Raw genomic sequence first — 15,805 nt, 5'->3', positions numbered from 1 at the left:
AATCGATGCTACGCCGTCTCCGCGCGCCCCTCGGGCGCGCCGGGTCGCCCGGTAGGCTGGATTCCACAATGATTGAGCTGGATTTCTCTGAGCAGATCGCCGCGCTGCGGGCCACGTTTGACGACATCCGGTCGGTGATCGACATCGACCGTCTGAAACTGGACATCGCCGAGTTGAACGACCAGGCGGGTGCCCCCGACCTGTGGAACGACTCCGAGCACGCCCAGAAGGTGACGAGCGACCTCAGTCACCGCCAGTCCGAGCTCAAGCGCATCGAGAGCATCGAGTCGCGCCTGGACGACCTCGAGGTGCTCGTGGAGCTCGCCAACGCCGAGGGCGACCAGGAGTCCGCCGACGAGGCGACGGCCGAACTGCACAGCGTGCAGAAGGTGCTCGGCGACCTGGAAGTGCAGACCCTGCTCAACGGCGAGTTCGACCCGAACCCCGCCGTGATCACCATCCGGGCCGGTGCCGGCGGCGTCGACGCCGCCGACTTCGCCGAGATGCTGCTGCGGATGTACCTGCGCTGGGCCGAGCAGCACGACTACACCACCAATGTGCTCGACGTGAGTTACGCGGAGGAGGCCGGCATCAAGTCCGCGACCTTCGAGGTGAACGCCCCGTACGCGTTCGGCACCCTGAGCGTCGAGGCCGGCACGCACCGGCTGGTGCGGATGAGTCCGTTCAACTCCGCCGGCAAGCGCCAGACCTCGTTCGCCGCCGTCGAGGTGGTACCGCTCATTGAGCAGGCCGAGGCCGTGGAGATCCCGGACAATGACATCCGTGTGGACGTGTTCCGTTCCAGTGGCCCCGGCGGCCAGTCCGTCAACACCACCGACTCCGCCGTGCGCATCACCCACCTGCCCACGGGCCTGGTGGTGAGCTGCCAGAACGAGAAGAGCCAGATCCAGAACCGCGCGGCGGCCATGCGGGTGCTGGCATCCCGCCTGCTGCTCCTGCAGCGCGAGCAGGAGGCGGCCACCAAGAAGGAGTTCGCCGGCATCATCACGGCCAGCTGGGGTGACCAGATGCGCAGCTACGTGCTCGCGCCGTACCAGATGGTCAAGGACCTGCGCACCGAGTACGAGGTGAACAACCCGTCCAACGTGTTCGACGGCGACCTCGACGGATTCATCGCCGCGGGCATCCGCTGGCGCAAGACGCCCACCGACTAGAGCGCGGCGAACCTATGGACTTGCTGCTTGGGGCATGTCGCAAGTAGGTAAATCGCGGATGCCTGCCTAGGCTCGAACCGCCATGATCCGATTTGATCACATCACCAAGAAATATCCCGGTACGAACCGACCGGCCCTGAACTCAATCGACGTCGAAATTCTTCGCGGCGAATTTGTCTTCCTGGTCGGAGCTTCGGGCTCGGGAAAGTCAAGCTGCCTTCGCCTGATGCTGAAGGAGGAGAAGCCGTCCAGCGGCAGCATTCACGTGCTGGGCCAGGATCTGCGCTCCATCAGCAACCGCAAGGTGCCCTACTTCCGGCGCAACCTCGGGGTCGTCTTCCAGGACTTCCGGCTGCTGCCGAACAAGTCGGTCTACGACAACGTCGCGTTCAGCCTGCAGGTGATCGGCAAGTCCCGCGGTTACATCCAGGAGGCCGTGCCGGACACGCTCCAGATGGTGGGACTGGCCGAGAAGGCCCAGCGCCTGCCGCACGAACTCTCCGGCGGTGAGCAGCAGCGTGTGGCCATCGCCCGCGCGATCGTGAACAAGCCCCAGATCGTGCTGGCCGACGAGCCCACTGGAAACCTCGACCCCACCACGAGCGCCGAGATCATGTCGTTGCTCGCCCGGATCAATGCGAGCGGCACGACCGTGATCATGGCCACCCACGAGGCCGGCATCGTCGACAAGATGAAGCGCCGCGTCATCGAGCTCTCCGCCGGTCAGATCGTGCGCGACGAGCGCCAGGGCGGCTACGCCACCGCGGCTATCCCGATGGTGCTGCCCGCCGGCGAGCGGGCCGCGTCCCGGTCATCCCGGATGCCGACCACCGCGTCGACCACCGGCCCCACCACGGTCGAACCCTTCACCTACCCGTCCCCGGAGGTGCTGCCCCAGGAGGTGGCGTCGGCCGAGGTCGAGGCCGCTGCTGTTGCGGTGAGCACGGCTCCGCCCACGGCGGCCGAGACCGCGCCTGTGGCGGCTGAGGCTGCGGCTCCCTCGACCGCTCCTGTCGTCGAGCCTGTCGCTGCGGAGGCGGATGTGCCCGCCGTACCCGAGCCGGTCGCTGCGGCCGTTCCGGTTGCGGTCGAGCCCGCGCCGGTTGCCCCGGTGGAGCCGCCCACCACCACCATGTCCCGGCCGGTTCTCCCGGTCACCCAGCACGACGAACCGGAACAGCTCACCCTGGCCGAGAAACTCGGTCTGCGGGCGCCGGGCGAAAAGCCCGACCCCACCAGTGAGCAGAATGTAGGACCCACCCGATGAGACTCGGACTTGTGCTCTCCGAAGCATCCAACGGCCTGCGCCGCAACGCCTCGATGGTCGTCTCGGTCGTTCTCGTGACCTTCATCTCGCTGACCTTTGTGGGCGCGGCCATCCTCATGCAGATGCAGATCGGCCAGATGAAGAACTTCTGGTACGACCGCGCGCAGGTGGGCATCTACATGTGCACCAGCCTGTCGACCGCGGAGACCTGCACCGCGGGCGAAGCGACCCAGGAGCAGATCGACTCCGTCAAGGCCCAGCTCGAGTCGCCCACGCTGGCGCCGTTCATCGACAAGTACTATTTCGAGACCCACGAGCAGGCCTTCGAGAACTTCCAGACCCAGTTCGCCGGCAACCCGGTGGCCGAGTACGTGACGCCTGAGCAGCTCAACCAGACCTACTGGGTGAACCTCAAGAATCCTGACGATTCGCAGCTGATGGTGGAGGGTCTGTCCGGCGTGGCGGGCGTCGAGAGTGTCGCCGATCAGCGCAAGTATCTGGACCAGATCTTCTCGGTGCTCAATGTGGCCAGTTACACGGCGATCGGCATCGCCTCGCTGATGCTGGTGGCTGCGGCGTTGCTGATTGCCACGACCATCCGGCTGTCGGCCTTTTCCCGGCGCAAGGAGCTGGGCATCATGAGGCTGGTGGGTGCGTCGAACAGGTTCATCCAGACACCGTTCATCCTGGAGGGCGTGTTCGCGGCCCTGCTGGGGTCGTTGTTGGCGGGTGGTGCGGTCGTGGCCATCGTCAAGTTCTTCGTGCAGGATTACTTGGGCGTGCGGCTGAGCGGCTTCGCCCTCGTCGACCTGCAGGATGCTCTCACCGTGGTGCCGATCCTGTTGGTCTTGGGAGCAGCGTTGGCTGCGGCCTCGGCCAACTTCGCGATCACCCGTTATCTGAAGGTCTGATCCGGCCGGCGCAGCCGGGCCAGCAGCGGCCGCGCCGTCCGCTAGACTGATGGGCTGCCCGGCGGATGCCGGGCGGTGCCAGTCAAATTTCAGAAGCACCGAACTGATCGAGGAGAATGCCGTGCCCAGGGAAAAAGGCGAGAAGGTCGTTGCGACCAATCGCAAGGCGCGCCACGACTACCTCATCGAGGACACGTACGAGGCCGGAATGGTGCTCAGCGGCACCGAGGTGAAGTCACTTCGTGCCGGACGGGCGTCGCTCGTCGACGGCTACGCGTTCATCGAGTCCGGTGAGGCGTGGCTGGATGCCGTGCACATTCCCGAGTACACCGCCGGCACGTGGACGAACCACCCGCCGCGTCGGAAGCGCAAGCTACTGCTGCACAAGCAGGAGATCATCAAGATCAGCCACAAGACCAAAGAGGGCGGCTACACCCTCATCCCGCTGAAGATCTATTTCAGCGACGGTAAGGCCAAGGTGGAGATCGCCGTGGCCAAGGGCAAGAAGGAATTCGACAAGCGTCAGACCCTGCGCGAGCGCCAGGACAAGCGCGAGTCGGACCGGGCCATCTCCGCCCGCCGTAACCTCGGCGACTAGCAGAGGGGTCTCGCTGGTCGAGCCCATCTCGCTGGTCGAGCTTGTCGACGCCGTGCTGAGCCTGTCGAAGTAGACCCCGTGACGTACTGGTCACTCGGTGTGTGGTGGTCTTCGCGTCCGCGGGTCATGCGCCCGATGCTGATTGGGTTTCCGCCATGCGCCGCTCGGGTCGAGCCAGGCTGGTGCCTTGACCTCGGGCATGCCGAGCACCATCCGGATCTGCCACCCACCGGTGCTGAGGGTGTGGTGGTGGTACCAACACAACAGCACCCCGTTGGAGACATCGGTGGGCCCGCCGTCTTGCCAGGACGTCACATGGTGGACTTCGGTCCACTGTGGCGGGCAGTCACAGCCCGGGATGACGCAGCCGCCGTCACGGGCGGTGATGGCCTTGCGTTGTAGGGCTGTGAAGCAGCGTACTTTGTCGCCGAGGGCGAGGACGGCGCCGTTGCCGCCGAAGAAGATCGGCCGGTAGCCGCCGTTGTCGATCATCTGGTTGATCGTCTTCATTGAGATCGGCCCCTCCACCCCGTCGATCCATCCGACCCCGGCCTGGGCGAGGAGGTCCGTGGCGTTCACGTGCACCATCACGGTGGGTGGCATGCCGCCCATGGTGGGGGTGCGGGGGTCCTGGGCGACCTGGGTGAGGATGCCGCGGAGGATATCGGCGCGTTTCTCCCCGCCGGTGCGCTCGTCGATGACCTCGCCAGGTACGAGTTCGCCGGCCTCAATGCGCTGCTGGTCTTCCGCGGAGGGGAACGCGGGGGCGGAGCGGGCGGACTGGAAGGTGTTGAACACGCCCTGCATGATGCCCTTGAGCTCCGGCGTCACCGCGCCGCGCAGGGGGTGGAGGCCGTTGGTGAGTGTGCCGAAGGAGAACGTCGACTTCGCTTCCAGGACGGCTTCGGTGGGCGCGGCGCCGTCGGGGTTGAGGAACGCTTGCCACTGCAGGGCCATGGCGTGCAGAGAATCGACGGAGTAGACGGATCCGTCCGAGTCGCCCAGGCGTGCCACCGGTCCGGTGCAGACCGTGTCGGGGTCGCTGCCATCCGGGTCGTCGCCGGGGTCGGGGGTTCGGCCGAAGATCGACCCGGTTGCGCTTTCGACCAGGGCCGCTTCACAGCCGTGCACGTCGTCCTGGTTCGCATCAAACCGGCCATGCACCGTGTAATCGGCCAGACCCTTCACGATCGTCTCCGCCGCATCAACACCCAACTCGCCCGCCCGAAGTGCCGCGGCGACCACCGGGAACACTGGCTCCAACACCCTGTCTCCGAGCACCCGCGGGCAGACCTTGTCTCCCAGCGCCACCCGTCGCTTCATTTCCGGCACCGACGCGCCCGTCAACCGGGTGAGCAAATCGTTCGCGTGGGAGCAGCCCAACCGCCAGGCCAGGGACTCGCTGCCCAGGAACCGCCGCGACCGATACCCCACCACGCTCGCCGTCGCCACCCGGGCCGCATCGACCGGCCGGCCGGTGCGCTCCACCATCTGCGTCAAAGCGACGACCTCGGGGTCGCTGAGGCCCTCGACGTCGATCGAGTCCATCACTGCCTGCACCGTGCGGGACGCTTCTTCCAACACCTTCAACTTCTCGCCGAACGCCCCGGCGACCACCCGCTGCACTCCGGGCAGCTCGGACGGGTCCCGCCACTCCGGCCGCTTGTCGCCCGGGGCACGGCGGGCCCGGCCGGACCCGGACGCGGAGCCGGATCGAGTGTCGGTGGTGCCGCCTACGGTGGAGTCAGGCGAGGCGGTGATAGCGGGAGTAACCCGGGCCGGACCGGCCAGGCTCGTGTTCCAATCACAGGGCGCATCCGCACCTGAAGACGCAGGGGGAGCGCCTCCCGCTGCTGCTGCATTCTCAGATGCTGTGGAACCACCTGCCAGGTCTTCGTCCATACCTTCATTCTCCCACGAATGAGAGGCTTATGCGAGGATATCTCATGTTATTCACAGGGCAATCTCGCGGATCTATCCGGCTTGACCCAGCGGAGGGCGACGCACGTTTAAGAGGAAATAGGCCGCAAAATAGGACGTTCTGGCCGATTCCGTCCTCATAAACTCACTATCTCCTCATAAAGTCACTTTCTCCTCAGAACGTGACTTCGACTAATACCCAGCTGCTCTGAGGCCGGGGCGCGGGGTCTCGACAGGCTCGACCAGCGGATGGGGGGGGCTTGAGGGGCAGGGTCGCGGGGTCTCGACGAGCTCGACCAACGGATGGGCGCGTTTTTGAGGCCGGGTCGCGGGGTCTTGACGGGCTAGACCAGCGGACCCAGCGGACCTGGCTACCGCCTCGCGCTCAAAGTGATGTATCCTGAAAGGCCGTAGTGGTGGGCTGAAATGTTCGCCACTGCGGTCTTGGAAACTCAACAGCGTGTGACAACAACCGCGTATCGCTCAGGTTCATAACGGACCAGGAGCTGCGTGAACATGGGGATGATCGGTTTCGACATTGCCTGCGTAACTGTGAGAAGCGGGTCGAGGATGCAGGGTTATCTCGTAAACGATCTCTGCAAAACAATAAGTGCCAATTCAAACCGCACTGTCTCGCGTTCCGCTTTCGCCCTCGCGGCCTAAGTAGAACCACATTGAGACCGTCAGACCGGGAATGCTCTCTACTCGGATCCTGACGTCATTTAGAGAGATTGCTCCTATCCTGAGCCTCGGGGTATAGGGGGACTTAAACGAGGGCTGGGCTCGTCGGAGTAGGTGCCAGTGGCAAATTCCGGAGCCGAGTAAAACGTCTTCACTGGATACACCCGTAGAAGAAACATGACCACAGCAATGGACCGGGGTTCAATTCCCCGCATCTCCACCATTGGGTTGTTGCCACACGCTGCTGACAACACACGAAACGCCACCCTCCGAGGTGGCGTTTCCTGTATCTCCCGCGCCAGTGCGCTGGTGCTCTCAGCCGACCAGGAACGGCTGGTGGCGGTACCCATCGGGGTCGATCGTGAGGGCTGAGGACTCCGGCACCTCGACAAAGGCACCGGGCAGGTCGTTGAGCGGTTCGGAGACCACGACCTTGGCCCGGTCGCCGAAGGCCGCGAGGCGCTCCTGCTCCGGGTACATCTCCCGCAGGGTGGGGATGTCTGCCGAGTGGAACAACGAGCGCGTGCGGCCCTGGGATGAGTAGCGAAATGCCCAGAGCGTGGTGCCATCCGACACGGCGACGGTGCCCTGCCAGGGGAACTGCACGTCCTGGGAATGCCCGACGGACTCGACCATGCGTATCGCGCGCCCGATGGCGTCGATCGGGTCGTCACGGAGCCCCAGGCTGAGGGCGAGATGGAAAAGTACCTCGGAGTCCGTCGTCCCGAGCACGTTCGGGTACAGTTCGGGGTCGATCGCCAGGGTGAGGTCTCGGCGCAGCTGCCGCCAGCTCGCGATGGCTCCGTTGTGCATGAACATCCAGTTTTCGAAGCGGTACGGGTGGCAGTTGGTCTGCTGGATCGGGGGCGCGGTCGCCGCGCGTACGTGGGTGAAGAAGAGTGGGCTCTCGATCGCCCGGCTGAGTTCGCGCAGGTTCGCGTCATTCCAGGCCGGTTCGATGCTGTGGAAGAGCGCAGGCGCCGTACCCGCCGGGGCTCCGGTGGGATACCAGCCGAAGCCGAAACCGTCACCGTTCACGGTCTCGGCCCCGAGCGGGGAATCCAGCGATTGCGCGACGATCGAGTGCTTTGCGTCGAGCACGATCTTCGAGGGACGCAGCGGTTCCCCGATATAGGCCAGCCATCTGCACATCCGTACCTCTCCGATCCGGCACGCCTGCGGCGACGCGCACGCGACCATAATGCACCTCCCTCGGGCCAGCGCCCAGATCGCTGTGCACATCCTTCGACCCTCCTGACAGCCCTTGACCGGCGGAGGGGATGGAGTGCAAACTCGTCCCAATCGGATTCACACCGTCGTGATCGGGCGGTGACGGGAGAGGTCATCGTGGCTACGTTCGGCATCGAAGAGGAGTTCCAGTTCCTCGATCCTGAAACCCTGTGCCCAGTGGATGCGGGCGCCAGGGTTTTCGACACGCTCTCGGCCACGGTCAAGTGGCGAGACGTCACGCACCGGGAGTTCTTGGCCTCGCAGATCGAGCACGCCTCGGCCGTGTTCGAGCGGATAGACGACGCCCGTGCGGCCGTCGCGGGGTTCCGCCGTGCGGTGGCGATACGCGCAGCCGAGCTGGGAGTCGTGGTGGCGAGTATCGGCACCCCGCCCGACACCACCGAGTTCCCCTCGATCACCGACACCGAACGCTACCGACACATCGTGCGCACCATGGACGCCGTGATCGCCGACCACCAGGTGAGTGGTCTGCACGTACACGTGGGCATTCCCAGTCGGCAGGCCGGTGTGGTCGTACTCAACGCGGTGCGGCCCTGGTTGCCCCTTTTGACGGCGATCGCGTCGAACTCACCCCTGTGGCGAGGGCAGGACACCGGGCACGACAGTTGGCGCACTGTGCTGCTGCGCCGGTGGACGACCTCCGGTTGCCCGCCCTCGTTCGTCGACGCCGCGGACTACGACCGGCGGATCGCCCGCCTGTTGGGCATCGGCGGCACCGTCGACCTGGGCGTGATCATGTGGGATGTGCGCCTCTCCGAGCACCTGCCCACGATCGAGTTCAGGATGGCGGACGCGCAACTCGACACGCAGACCACCCTGTTCATCACCACACTGTGCCGGGCGCTGGTGGCGCACTCGCTCGCAGTCCCGAACGCGCAGAGCGCCGCGGCGACGGCATCCGCCGAGATGCCGTCAGAGCTCCTGTCGGCCGCGCTGTTGCACTCTGCTCACTTCGGGATGCGCCACGAGGTGTTCGATCCGCTGGTCGGGGCGTTGGCCCCGGCGCACGACTGCCTCCGCAGGCTCCTGCGGCTGGTCGAGCCCGAGCTCGTGCAACTGGGTGACCTGGAGCTGGCGGCGGAGGCGGTGGCGCGGCTGGCGGTGGACGGCACCGGCGCTGAGCGGCAGCGGGCGGCGTTCAGCCGCGGCGGGCTGCCCGGGCTGCGCCGATTGCTCGCCGCCACGGTGTCCCTGCCGCGCGGCGACGAGAAGATGGCCGTGACGGTGGGATCGATTCTCGGCTGAACCTGTGGCTATGCAGGTCGTGGCTCAGGCCGGCCTGTGCACGGGGTGGGGCAGCCGGGTGTCAGCGGGAACCACCAGGGGAGTGCCCGTGAGCGGATCGTTGATGACGATGTTGGGCAGGCCGAAGACCCCGGCGACCAGCTCGGCGGTGATGGTCGTTCGGGGCGGGCCGTGCGCCACGATCCGGCCGTCCTGCATGGCGATGATGTTGGAGGCGTACCGAGCGGCATGGTTGAGGTCGTGCAGCACCGCCACGATGGTTCGCCCCTGCCCGTTGAGGTCGTGAAGCAGGTTGAGCACCTCGATCTGGTGTGCGATATCGAGATAGGTGGTGGGCTCATCCAGCAGGATCAGCGGTGTCTGCTGGGCAAGGACCATAGCGATCCACACGCGCTGCCGTTGCCCGCCGGAGAGCTCGTCTACCGGCCGGGTTGCCAGGTCGGCGACGTCGGTGAGGCGAAGCGCATCCGTCACGGCTGCCTCATCGGCCGCAGACCACTGGCGCAGCAGGCGCTGATGGGCGTAACGGCCGCGGGCCACCAGCTCGGCCACAGTTATGCCGTCGGGGGACACCGCGCTCTGCGGCAACAGGCCGAGGCGCCGGGCCGTCTCCTTCGCCGAATAGGCGGAGATGTCCTTGCAGTCCAGCAACACGGCTCCCGACGCCGCGGGAAGCAAGCCGGCCAGGGCGCGCAGCAGGGTGGACTTGCCGCAGGCGTTGGGGCCGATGATCACGGTGAACGATCCGGGCGGCACGCTGAGGTCGAGGTCGTCGATGACGCTGCGACGGTCGTACCGCACACTGAGGCCGGCGGCCTGGAGCGGTGAGGGGGTGGGGTCGGTGGGTGAGCTCATGCTCTCCTCCTGGATTCGTGGATGAGTAGCCACACGAGATAACCGCCGCCGAGGACCACCGTCACCACGCCGACGGGCACGGTGAGCGGGATGACATGCTGGGCAATCAGGTCGGAGCCGAGCAGCAACGCCCCTCCCACGAGTCCCGTCGTGACGAGGGGGATGCCGGGGCTCTGGGTGAGTCGCCGGGTGATCTGCGGTGCGGCCAGCGCAACAAAAGCGATCGGGCCGGCAACGGCCGTGACGACGCTCACCAGGCAAACGGCGAGGGCGATGGCGAGGAGCCGGGCCCGACCGACAGCCACTCCGCTGGCGGAGGCGGCGTCGTCACCGAGGTCGAGCTGCCGCATGGCGGGGGCGACCAGAGGAAGCAGCGCGAGCAACAGAACGATGCAGAGACCCGCCGGAACCGCTGTGAGAGCGGTGACGCTGTTCATCGTGCCGGCACCCCACGCCGATGCGAAGAGCGCGGTCTCCAGTTCCACCCGCAGCAGCATCCAGGTGTTGACCGACGCGAGCATGGCCGAGATGCCGATGCCCACCACGATGAAACGGAACCCATGCAGGCCGCCCCGGTAGGCGAGCAGGTAGATCAGGACGGCCGCCAGCAGGCCGCCGATCAGCGACCCCGCGGTGAGCAGTGGCCAGCTGCCGCCGAGTACGAGCAGGGCCACCAGCATGCCGGTGAACGAGCCGTTCGCGAGGCCGATGATGTCCGGGCTCGCCAACGGGTTGCGGGTGACGGTCTGGAAAATGGCGCCGGCCACGGCCAGTGCGGCACCGAACAATACGGCGGCGGCCGCGCGCGGAAGGCGCCACTCCAGCACCACGATGCGCGGCAGGGCGTCGACCTGGCCGGTGAGGACTCCGACGACCTCGGCGATGGTGATCGGAAAATCGCCCAGGGCCAGGGCGAGGAGTCCGAGGAGCACCGTGACCAAGGTCACGATCAGGCCGACGACGGCGGAGCGCACCCCGATGACCAGACTGGAGCCGCGGATGCGCAGGACCACCCGCCGCCGCCCGACGTCGAGGGCGGTCACAGCGCGGTCGCCGAGCGCCGGCGCACCAGGGCGATCAGCACAGGCGCGCCCACAAAGGCCGTCACGATGCCGACGGGCATCTCGCTCGGCAGTACCGCGATACGGCCCAGCACGTCGGAGAGCACGACGAGAATGGGACCGAGCAGCAGGGAGCCGAGCAGGATCCAGCGTTGGTCGGTACCGAGCGTCCACCGCACCACATGCGGCACGACCAGGCCCACGAAGACGAGTGGCCCGGCCACGGCCGTTGCACTGCCGGCCAGCAGCGTCACCGCCGTCAAGACGACAAGTTGGATGCGCCGCACGCTGACTCCCTGCGAGCGGGCCACGTCGGAGCCGAGCGCTATCGAATTGAGCCCGGGCGCGGCAGCCAGCGCCAGGGCCAGTCCCACCAGGACCAGCGGAAGAACGGGCACGACCACGTCGAATCCCCGCTCGAGCAGACTGCCGGCGCTCCACCCGCGCATCCGGTCGAAGGCGTCGGGATTGGTGAGCGTGAGCCCCGTGGTGAGTCCGGCGAACACGGCTCCGATCGCGACGCCGGTGACGGTCAACCGCACGGGTCCGGCCGCTTCGCCGCCGGCGGACCCGATCGCGTACACCGCCACAGTGAGAATGAGCGCGCCGCCGCAGGCCAGCCAGACATGGCCGAGCGGGCTGGTCACGCCGAAGAAGGCGATGCCGACGGCCACACAGAACGCCGCCCCCGCGTTGACACCCAGGATGCCGGGGTCGGCCAGCGGATTGCGGGTAAACGCCTGGATGAGCGCGCCGGCCACGCCGAGGGCGGCACCCACCGCCAGAGCGGCCGCCGTGCGCGGTATCCGCTGATCCCAGACGACGAACCGGGACTCAGCGCTGCCGCCGCCGAAGACGGTATGCAGCACGGTGCCGGGCGCCAGCGAATTGGCGCCGACGATCACGGAGAGAGTGATGGCCACAAGCAGCGCTACCCCGGCTACCCCGAACCAGGCCGCCCGCACTGACATCGAACCCGGCTACTTCGAGCCGGCCAGGATGCGGTCGATGTCGTCAAGCACGGTCATGCCGCCGAGCGGGCCGACACCCGTGATCCAGAAGGACTGGTCCACGACGTTCAGGCCGGGGAAGGACGCCGCATTGCTCCGGATGGACTCGGGAATGAGGGTCGCATCGGTCACGTCGGTCGCCGAGACCAGTACGAGGTCGGCTTGCGCCTCGAGCACGCGCTCGGGGGAGATGTCCACCGAGATCGACTCCTCCCAGTCCCGCTCAGGGATGGTGAACCCCGCGCACTCGAGAGTGCTGCCGGCGAAGGAGGTGGGCCCGTACAGGGTGAGGATGCCATCGCGCGGGCGCACGAACTGGGCCGTCAGGCCGGCCGTGTCATAAGTGTCCGCGATCTCGGCGCAACGGTCGTTGTACGCGGCGAGCAGCTCTTCGGCGCCGGCCTCGTCGCCGAGGGCTCTGGCGACCAGCGCGACGTTCTCGGTCCACGGGTCGGTCTGGGTGGCCATGAACACCGTCGGCGCAATGGACGAGAGCTGGTCGTAGAGCGCGGAGTGGCGCGACTCGGTTCCGAGGATGAGGTCGGGCTTCAGGGCGGCGATCTTCTCGATCGACGGCTCTGGCACGGTTCCCACCGAGGATATCCCCGCCGCGGCCTCTCCGAGGTAGGCCGGCACCCCGGCCGCCTCGTTCAACACGGCCGCGCCCACCGGGATAACGCCAAGCGCCACCGTGGTATCCAGCTGTACCGGCTCGAGCACCACGACTCGCTGTACGTCGTTGGGCACCTCGGTCTCACCGCGAGCATGCTCGACGAGGTGGGTGCCGGTGTCGGGTGAGGAGCCGTCCGTGGACGCGCCGGCCGACGTAGCCGTCGATACGGATGCGGTGCATCCGGTCACGGCGATGACCACGACAATGGGAAGTGCCACGGCGACGAGAAACCGACGTGAACGGTGCAGGGAGGTGGGCAGGCGCACGAAGACGTCCTTTCGGCGGGCGAGGAGACGACGAGTGTCGTGATAGTTAGCTTAGCCTACCCTAACCTCCGCGCGATGCTCGGCGGCTCGTGCCCGGTCATTCCAGTACCCCTGCGAGTGCACCCGCGCGGGGTCGATCCCTGATCCGTGCAGCAGGTCACGCAGCCGGGCGACTTGGGCGCTCTCCGTCGCCAGCCAGGCGTAGAAGTCGGTGCCGCGTGCGGCGGAGTCCGCGCCCACGGCCCGGGTCCACTCCGCGACGGCGGGCATGAGTGCGGATCCGCTGCCGTCGGGTCCGCGCCGGTGCACGGCCACAGCGTGCCGGGGGAGGTCCGCGACGAGCCAGGCCGCGTCAGAGGGATCGCCGGCTTCCAGGATGATCGTGGCCCGAACGGATGGGCCCAGGGCCGAGGCGATCCCGCGAATGGCGGGGAACGCGGTCTCGTCTCCGGCCAGCAGCATCCGGCTGGCCGTGCCAGGTGAGAATTGGATCCCGTACGGTTGGTCGCTCAGTCGACTGCTGGGCCCGGAGACGAGCAGGCGCGCTCCCGGCTGGACGGTTTCGGCCCACGAACTCGCCGGGCCCGGCCGGGCGTGCACGTAGAAATCGAGGTCCACCTCGCGGTGATCGGGGCGCGCCGTGCTGATCGTGTAGCTGCGGAGCGCCGGCCGGTCGGCCGCGTCGGTGTTCCGCCAACGCCGACGCCACTCGGATTCGGGTAGCAGGTCGTGGTCGAACGCCGCCGGGTACGGCCCGTTGGGCAGCAGGATCTTGACGCGCTGGTCGAGTCCGTGCCCTGCGAACTGGTTGAGGTGCGCCCCGGTGAGGGTGATGCGCAGGAAGCCAGGCGAGAGCCGTTGCACCTGGCGCACCACGGTGTCGAAGAGCACGTTCGCCGAGGAGTGGAACGGGCGGGCCGTCACGCCGGGGCGTCGTCGAACGGGTGTGGCCGGAGGCCCACCGAGGTGCCGATCGCTTCTCGCTGCCCGCCGGAGTGCACGATGAAGGCGCCGTGCACGGTGAGCTGGCTCGCGTGCGCGCGCAGCGCATCCGTCACCACGGTCAGGTGCTGGGGCAGTTCGAACCACTCGGCGTCTGCCGCGGGAGCCTCGAGCACCTCGGCGAACGGCGTGCCGGTGGCCGCACAGGCCGCCAGTGTCGCGACGTGGGCGCGCACGTGGTCGGGGTGCCCGTACCCGCCACCGTCGTCGTAGCTGATCACGAGGGCCGGCTGGAGCGCCGTGATGAGGGCGGCGATGTCGTCGGCGACCTCGGCCAGCGGTGCCACCGAGAGGGCGTCCTCCGCGGCGTCGGCGGCGGGCCCGGCCAGGCCCGGCCGGATCCACACCATGCCGGAGTCACGGTAGCGACGCGCGGCCAGGCCGTGCGCGCGGGCGGGCGCCTCGCCCAGCCAGAACCTGTCGCTGATTCCCAGGATGCCCGTGGCGCGGGCCAGTTCCCGCTCGCGTTCTGCGGCCAGCTCGGCGGTTCCGGCCAGGGCCGTGAGCGGACCGGCCACGACTTCGCCGCGTTCGCCGCGGGAGCAGGTGAGCAGGGTGACTGTGCTGCCCCGTGCCACAAATTCGGCTATGAGAGCCCCGGTCGAAATTGTCTCGTCGTCGGGGTGGGCGTGCACGAACAGCACCGAGCTGCGGCCGTCGAGCAGGCTCACGCGCAGATCGCGACCGGCAGGAGCGAGCAGTAGACGTCGAGCAGGGCGGCGGCGGAGCGCGGCCAGTCGAAGATCTCCGCGCGGGCGCGGGCCGCCTGGGACAGACGGCGGGCCAGCTCCGGGTCGGAGAGCACCTCGGCGAGCGCCCCGGCCCACTCGCGGGGGTCGCGGGATTCGACGATCAGGCCGGTGTCGCCCGCGAGCACTGCCTCGCGCAGGCCACCGGTGCCCTGCGCCACGACCGGAACGCCGCTGGCGGCGGCCTCCAGAGCCACGAGCCCGAAGGTCTCGGAGTGCGAGGGCACCAGCACGACCCTGGCCCCCCGGAAGAGCGCGGCGAGGTCGACACGGGAGCGCGGGCCCACGAAGCGCACGCGGTCCGCGATGCCGTGCCGGGCGGCGAGCCGGGTGAGTTCGTCGATGTAGCCGTCGAAGTCGGCCGAGGCGTCGCCCGCGATGACGAGGTCGGGGCGCAGCTGCTCGGGCACGGCGGCGATCGCCTCGATGGCGAGGTCGAGGCCCTTGAGCGGCTGCAGTCGCCCGGCGACCACGGCATAGCCGTGCCCGGTGGCCCCTCCGGCTGGTGCCCGGGTGCGGGGGTGGAAGAGGGTACCGTCCACGCCGGGAAGGACCACGGTGATGCGCTCGGGCGACCCACCGAGCCTCTGCACGATGGTGTCGGCCTCGGCGTGGCTGATCGCCACGATGGCGTCCGATTCCCGGGCGAGCCAGGCCTCGCCGGCCATCCGCCCGCCGGATTCGGGGCGTTCACCCTCGGAGAGCGGAGTGGCCGCGTCGGCGGCGATGGAATGGAAGCTCTGCACGTGCGGCACACCCAGCGTGCGCGCGAGGGGGAGCATCGCCATGCCGGAGAACCAGTGGTGAGAGTGGATGACGTCCCACGGCCCGAGTGATGCGGCCCGGCCGCGGAACTCCTCGATGAACCCCTCGTGGTCGCCCTTCGGCACCGACCTGAGCGGTCCGGCATCCAGATAGCGCAGGGTGACACCGGGGCCCAGCCGGCGCGCGGCGGGCATGTCGGGGGAGGAGCGCCGGGTGAGGATTTCGACGTGGTGGCCCAGGGCCGCCATGGCCTCGGCCTGGTGCCTGACGACCACGTTCATACCGCCGGCGTCACCGGAACCGGGCTCGGCGCCTGGAGAAGTATGGAGGGAAACCAGGGCGATACGGAGAGGATCGGTAACGGGGGACACTACAG

14 protein-coding genes and 1 other RNA gene are annotated in these 15,805 nt (G+C 67.9%); 6 read left to right on the top strand and 9 right to left on the bottom strand.

From position 1 onward, the window contains the following. Positions 1–68 precede the first annotated feature (68 nt). The 4 genes from prfB (at position 69) to smpB (ending at position 3,951) form a co-directional block, all read left to right on the top strand. The gene (prfB, locus tag BJQ94_RS12440) at positions 69–1,175 is read left to right on the top strand and encodes a peptide chain release factor 2 (RefSeq protein ID WP_265400493.1); all 1,107 of its coding nucleotides are present in this window, start codon (positions 69–71) and stop codon (positions 1,173–1,175) included. Between the two features lie 82 nt (positions 1,176–1,257). Next, positions 1,258–2,442: a cell division ATP-binding protein FtsE gene (gene ftsE, locus BJQ94_RS12435; RefSeq protein ID WP_265400492.1), complete on the top strand. Its 1,185-nt coding sequence runs from the start codon at positions 1,258–1,260 to the stop codon at positions 2,440–2,442. Further along, a complete protein-coding gene (gene ftsX, locus BJQ94_RS12430; RefSeq protein ID WP_265400491.1) occupies positions 2,439–3,353 on the top strand; it encodes a permease-like cell division protein FtsX in 915 nt (304 codons plus the stop codon). The genes ftsE and ftsX overlap by 4 nt, the downstream gene beginning before the upstream one ends. Before the next feature lie 121 nt (positions 3,354–3,474). Further along, positions 3,475–3,951, top strand: coding sequence for an SsrA-binding protein SmpB (gene smpB, locus BJQ94_RS12425; RefSeq protein WP_066599783.1), 477 nt, complete (start codon positions 3,475–3,477; stop codon positions 3,949–3,951). Between the two features lie 90 nt (positions 3,952–4,041). On the opposite strand, the gene BJQ94_RS12420 is transcribed toward smpB, so the two are convergent. Further along, entirely contained in the window at positions 4,042–5,853 is a 1,812-nt protein-coding gene (locus BJQ94_RS12420; RefSeq protein WP_275875487.1) for an HNH endonuclease signature motif containing protein, read from the bottom strand. A 536-nt stretch (positions 5,854–6,389) separates the two neighbouring features. Between BJQ94_RS12420 and ssrA the strand changes: the two genes are divergently transcribed. Then, positions 6,390–6,775, top strand: a transfer-messenger RNA (tmRNA) gene (ssrA, locus tag BJQ94_RS12415). Positions 6,776–6,867: 92 nt separating this feature from the next. Here ssrA and BJQ94_RS12410 read toward each other — a convergent pair. After that, on the bottom strand, positions 6,868–7,704 hold the full coding sequence (locus BJQ94_RS12410; RefSeq protein ID WP_265400489.1) for a class II glutamine amidotransferase: 837 nt from the start codon (positions 7,702–7,704) through the stop codon (positions 6,868–6,870). A 195-nt stretch (positions 7,705–7,899) separates the two neighbouring features. Between BJQ94_RS12410 and BJQ94_RS12405 the strand changes: the two genes are divergently transcribed. Further along, a complete protein-coding gene (locus tag BJQ94_RS12405; protein WP_265400488.1) occupies positions 7,900–9,048 on the top strand; it encodes a YbdK family carboxylate-amine ligase in 1,149 nt (382 codons plus the stop codon). Positions 9,049–9,072: 24 nt separating this feature from the next. Here BJQ94_RS12405 and BJQ94_RS12400 read toward each other — a convergent pair whose 3' ends face one another. The 7 genes from BJQ94_RS12400 to BJQ94_RS12370 are packed head-to-tail and all read right to left on the bottom strand — an operon-like array spanning position 9,073 to position 15,710. Then, positions 9,073–9,903, bottom strand: coding sequence for an ABC transporter ATP-binding protein (locus BJQ94_RS12400; protein ID WP_265400487.1), 831 nt, complete (start codon positions 9,901–9,903; stop codon positions 9,073–9,075). Then, positions 9,900–10,946 carry an iron chelate uptake ABC transporter family permease subunit gene (locus tag BJQ94_RS12395; protein WP_265400486.1) on the bottom strand — a complete coding sequence of 349 codons (1,047 nt, stop codon included), beginning with the start codon at positions 10,944–10,946 and terminating at the stop codon, positions 9,900–9,902. Before BJQ94_RS12395 ends, BJQ94_RS12400 begins: the two co-directional genes overlap by 4 nt. After that, the gene (locus BJQ94_RS12390) at positions 10,943–11,935 is read right to left on the bottom strand and encodes an iron chelate uptake ABC transporter family permease subunit (RefSeq protein ID WP_265400485.1); all 993 of its coding nucleotides are present in this window, start codon (positions 11,933–11,935) and stop codon (positions 10,943–10,945) included. The genes BJQ94_RS12395 and BJQ94_RS12390 overlap by 4 nt, the downstream gene beginning before the upstream one ends. 9 nt (positions 11,936–11,944) lie before the next feature. After that, positions 11,945–12,913 carry an iron-siderophore ABC transporter substrate-binding protein gene (locus BJQ94_RS12385; RefSeq protein WP_265400484.1) on the bottom strand — a complete coding sequence of 323 codons (969 nt, stop codon included), beginning with the start codon at positions 12,911–12,913 and terminating at the stop codon, positions 11,945–11,947. A gap of 51 nt (positions 12,914–12,964) precedes the next feature. After that, the gene (locus tag BJQ94_RS12380) at positions 12,965–13,837 is read right to left on the bottom strand and encodes a siderophore-interacting protein (protein WP_265400483.1); all 873 of its coding nucleotides are present in this window, start codon (positions 13,835–13,837) and stop codon (positions 12,965–12,967) included. Then, positions 13,834–14,586 (bottom strand): PIG-L family deacetylase, encoded by a 753-nt coding sequence (locus BJQ94_RS12375; RefSeq protein ID WP_265400482.1) that lies wholly within the window; start codon positions 14,584–14,586, stop codon positions 13,834–13,836. The genes BJQ94_RS12380 and BJQ94_RS12375 overlap by 4 nt, the downstream gene beginning before the upstream one ends. Further along, positions 14,583–15,710: a glycosyltransferase gene (locus BJQ94_RS12370; protein ID WP_265400481.1), complete on the bottom strand. Its 1,128-nt coding sequence runs from the start codon at positions 15,708–15,710 to the stop codon at positions 14,583–14,585. Before BJQ94_RS12370 ends, BJQ94_RS12375 begins: the two co-directional genes overlap by 4 nt. Positions 15,711–15,805 lie beyond the last annotated feature (95 nt).

The organism is Cryobacterium sp. SO2, from assembly GCF_026151165.2.
Lineage (GTDB): Bacteria > Actinomycetota > Actinomycetes > Actinomycetales > Microbacteriaceae > Cryobacterium.
Note: the sequence above shows the minus strand (reverse complement) of the source record. Positions and strands in the feature narration are given on the sequence as shown.